The 3,782-nt window shown below is 66.9% G+C and carries 6 protein-coding genes; all 6 read left to right on the top strand.

The genetic code is table 11. The annotated features are described in order from the left end of the window. Positions 1 to 742, top strand: a 742-nt coding sequence (locus AC1D1P_RS17275) for a magnesium chelatase ATPase subunit I (protein ID WP_477673818.1), incomplete at its 5' end; no start/stop codon positions are given. Positions 743 to 822: 80 nt separating this feature from the next. Next, positions 823 to 1,434, top strand: a complete 612-nt coding sequence (locus tag AC1D1P_RS17270; protein WP_477673817.1) for a vWA domain-containing protein — start codon at positions 823 to 825, stop codon at positions 1,432 to 1,434. A gap of 9 nt (positions 1,435 to 1,443) precedes the next feature. Continuing rightward, complete coding sequence (locus AC1D1P_RS17265; protein WP_477673816.1) at positions 1,444 to 1,848, top strand: DUF1636 family protein; 405 nt, start codon at positions 1,444 to 1,446, stop codon at positions 1,846 to 1,848. Positions 1,849 to 1,914: 66 nt separating this feature from the next. Then, positions 1,915 to 2,106, top strand: coding sequence for a CbtB domain-containing protein (locus AC1D1P_RS17260; RefSeq protein ID WP_457280507.1), 192 nt, complete (start codon positions 1,915 to 1,917; stop codon positions 2,104 to 2,106). 25 nt (positions 2,107 to 2,131) lie between these two features. Then, complete coding sequence (locus AC1D1P_RS17255) at positions 2,132 to 2,971, top strand: CbtA family protein (protein ID WP_477673815.1); 840 nt, start codon at positions 2,132 to 2,134, stop codon at positions 2,969 to 2,971. 5 nt (positions 2,972 to 2,976) lie between these two features. Continuing rightward, positions 2,977 to 3,696, top strand: a complete 720-nt coding sequence (gene bluB, locus AC1D1P_RS17250) for a 5,6-dimethylbenzimidazole synthase (RefSeq protein ID WP_477673819.1) — start codon at positions 2,977 to 2,979, stop codon at positions 3,694 to 3,696. Positions 3,697 to 3,782 lie beyond the last annotated feature (86 nt).

Here is a 3,782-nt window from a genome sequence, read left to right as displayed (position 1 = left end):
GCTCTATGTAGACGAAGTCAACCTGCTGCCCGACGCGCTGGTGGATGCGCTGCTGGACGTGGCCGCAAGCGGTGTCAACACGGTAGAGCGCGACGGCATTTCACAGCAGCATGCCGCACGTTTTGTGCTGGTGGGCACCATGAACCCGGAGGAGGGCGAGCTGCGCCCGCAACTGCTGGACCGCTTTGGTCTGTCGGTGGCGCTGGCCAATCCGGTGGATGCTGCAGAGCGCACCGCCATCCTGCGCGCGCGCCTGGGTTTTGATGAAACCCCCGGGGCCTTGGGCGCGCAGCATGCGGAAGAACAACGCGCGCTCAGTGCCGCGCTGGTGGCGGCCCGTGCTGCGTTGCCAAGCTTGGCCTGGCCTGACGCGGTGCTGCACCATGCAGCGGCCTGCGCCATGGCGGCAGGCGTGGACGGCATGCGTGCCGACCTGGTGATGCTGCGCGCCGCGCGTGCGCTGGCAGCGCTGGAAGGGCGCAGCGAAGTGACCGTGGACGATGTGGACGCGGTGGCCGAGCTGGCGCTGGCACATCGCCGGCCCGAGGGCAGTGCGGGGCAGGCACCGCGAAATAGCAACGGATCATCCCAACCAACAAACAATCCAGAGCGCTTGCAAGACCAGCCGTCTGCGTCATCTTTACCGCCTGCGCCCCAAGGCGACTGGGGCGCGTTGCCTGCCCAGCCCGAAGGCACCACCAAGGTCCACGCGATAGCCGGGTGGCCGCCAAAAAAAGCCTAGGCCACCCCAGCCGCCGCCCGCGCAACGGGCCTGGCAGCTGGCGGTGGCCTCCACCCCAACGCATTCCTTCATCAGGCGCCATGGCACGTGCCCACAGCGCGCCGCAGCGCAGCACGGCCATTGCCTGGCTGCCTACGGTGGTGGCCAAGGGGCCTGCGCCGCTTCAACGCGAACACCTGCGCCACCAGCCCGTGGCGCTGCGCAGCAGTCGCCTGCATTGCATCGTGCTCGACACTTCGGGCTCCATGCGCCAGCGCGGCCGCTTGGCGCTGGCCAAGGGCCATGCGGCCTTCATGATTGAGCAGGCCGCGCGGCAGGGCGACGATGTGGCGCTGTTGCGCTTTGGCGGGCAGGGTGTGGAGCTGCTGCTGCCCCCTGGCCGCGCGCGTGCCGCCGGCAGCCAGCGCCTGCGCCCAGTGGGCGGTGGCGGTGGCACGCCGCTGGCCGAGGCGCTGTTTCAGGCTGACCGCCTGCTGCAACGCACGCTGCGCAAGAACGGCCTCACGGAGTGCTGGCTGTGGCTGCTGACCGACGGCCGCACGCTGGAGCAACCGCAGGCGCCGTTGACCCCGCAGCATCTGGTGATTGTCGATTTTGACGATCCGAAAAAGAACCTGGGCCGCTGTGCCGCCTGGGCCATGCGCTGGGGCGCGGAGCACCGCCTGGCCATGGCTCCGGATTACCAACCGTAAAAGATCGTCATGTCCGACACCGAAATCATTGTCTGCACCACCTGCCGCCCGCCGGGCGCATCGCGTGAGCTGCCCGCCCATGGCCTGGCCTTGTTCGAAGCGGTTCAGGAAGCGCTGCTGGTGTGTGAGCTGGACACCGGGCTGCACAAGGGCCTGCAGGTGCGCGGCCAGGCGTGCATGAGCGGCTGCACCCGCGCCTGCACCGTGACCTTGCAAGCCCGGGGCAAATTCAGCTACTACTTTGGCGACCTGGCCCCCGATGCCGAGACCGCAGCCCAGGTGATTGCCTGCGCGCAACTGCACGTGCAGAGTGCCGACGGCAACCTGGCCCGCAACGCACGGCCCGATCGCCTGCGCAGCGGTATCCTTGCCCGATTGCCCCCTGTTGGTTTGAACGGCCTGGGCTCGACATGAGCGGCCAAATGCACTAAGTTTGTTTTTTTCACCACCCACCTTCCCACTTACCCCAAGGAGAACGCCATGACTGAACCAACGACGCTGACCCACAACCCTTCTCACACCCTGAATCCCGGCCTGGCCGTGCTGCGCCCGCTGCTGGGCGCCGCCGCGCTGGGCCTGGTGGTGCTGTACGGCGTGGCTTTTGCCGAGAGCCCGCTGGCCCACAACGCCGCGCACGATGTGCGCCACATCACCGTTAAACCCTGCCACTGAGCAGCACTTTCACCGGGAGACAGCTATGGTTTTTCAACGATTGATCTGGGCGGCGCTGGCCACTGCCGTGGTGGTGGGTAGCGTGCAAACCGGCGTGCAGCGCTGGCAAGCCGCCCCGCTGATTCTGGCTGCCGAGGTGTACGAGGAGCAAAAGGCAGAGGCTCCGGCGCCCGCCGCCGCTCCCGCTGCCCACGTGCATGCCGAAGGTACGGCGCCGCATGCGCATGAGCACGGCGTTGCCAAGGAATGGGAACCCGCGAACGGCGCCGAGCGCATTGGCTGGACCTGGGTGGCCAACATGCTGCACGCCTTCAGCATGGCGCTGCTGGTGTTTGCGGTGATGGGCGTGTGGCTTTACAAACGTGACGCACAACGCGGTGGCGTGGTGGCTTCACTGCGCCTGGCCGGCGTGGTGGCTGCAGCTGGCTGGTTGAGCTTTCACCTCTGGCCTTCGCTGGGTTTGCATGCGGAAGTACCCGGCATGGAAGCCGCGCCGCTGCAGGCCCGCCAGGTCTGGTGGGTGCTGGCAGTGAGCAGTGCGGCGGGTGCCTGCGCCATAGCCGGTTTTGTGCGCGCATCCTGGCGCTGGCTGGTGTCCGCAGCCTTGCTGGCGTTGCCATTTGTGGTGGGTGCGCCCAAGCTTCAAGGTGATGCCCTGGCCGGTTTTGGCCCCGAAGCCCATGCCGCTCTGGAACAACTCGGCACGCAGTTCATCTGGGCCACAACCTGGGTGTCTTTGTCGTTCTGGGTGAGCCTGGGTCTGGTCAGTGGTTTGGCCTTCCAGCGCTGGGTGCGTCCGGCTTTGCTGGTGGTACTGCAGCGTGCAGACGTACCCGTAGCGGGTGCGGTGCAAGCTCCTMAGTGAATGGTGTGACGGGCTTTGTCTCCGCCGTCGGGGCGGGCCCGGCCGATGCGGCCCGACCCGGCCACGCCTTCAGCGACACCGAGCAACAGGCGGTCTACCGTGCCATCTTCGAGCGGCGCGACATGCGCCACTTCAGCGGCGGCACGGTGGCGGACGATGTGATGCAGCGCCTGCTCTCGGCCGCGCACCACGCGCCTAGTGTGGGCTTCATGCAGCCCTGGCGCTTTATTCGCGTGCGCAATCGGCCCTTGCGCGAAGGTATTCATGGGCTGATTGAGCAGGAACGTGTGCTCACGGCCCAGGCCTTGGGCGAGCGCGAAGACGAGTTCATGAAGCTCAAGGTGCAGGGCGTGCTCGATGCTGCCGAGGTGTTGGTCGTGGCCTTGCCACCGGGGCGCGAACAGCATGTCTTTGGCCGTCGCACCCTGCCCGAAATGGACCTGGCCTCGGCGGCCTGCGCCATCCAGAACCTCTGGCTGGCCGCCCGTGCCGAGGGCCTTGGCATGGGTTGGGTCTCGATTTTTGACCCGCAGCAGCTGGGCGGGCTATTGCAGATGCCTGAAGGCAGCAAGCCGATTGCGGTGTTGTGTCTGGGCCCGGTCCAGGCCTTTTATGACCAGCCCATGCTGCAGGCTGAAAAGTGGGCGCGCCGTGCCCCGCTGGCCGACATGGTGTTTGAAGACTGCTGGGGCCAGATTGCCCGGCATGAGCCGGGAGCTGGCTGAGATGTTCGCGCATTGGGCCAGCTTTCATGCCTTTGCCGTTCCTGCGTCCATGGCCGGGCACACGGCGTGCGTGCTCGGTGTAGTGC

The sequence above is a fragment of the Polaromonas sp. P1_E1_2 genome (genome assembly GCF_056406035.1).
This window is presented reverse-complemented; position numbering and strand designations above follow the sequence as displayed.

Coding starts and splice junctions, on each gene's coding strand:
- AC1D1P_RS17270 (WP_477673817.1), top strand. CDS start 823: ATGGCACGTGCCCACAGCGCGCCGCAGCGCAGCACGGCCATTGCCTGG.
- AC1D1P_RS17265 (WP_477673816.1), top strand. CDS start 1,444: ATGTCCGACACCGAAATCATTGTCTGCACCACCTGCCGCCCGCCGGGC.
- AC1D1P_RS17260 (WP_457280507.1), top strand. CDS start 1,915: ATGACTGAACCAACGACGCTGACCCACAACCCTTCTCACACCCTGAAT.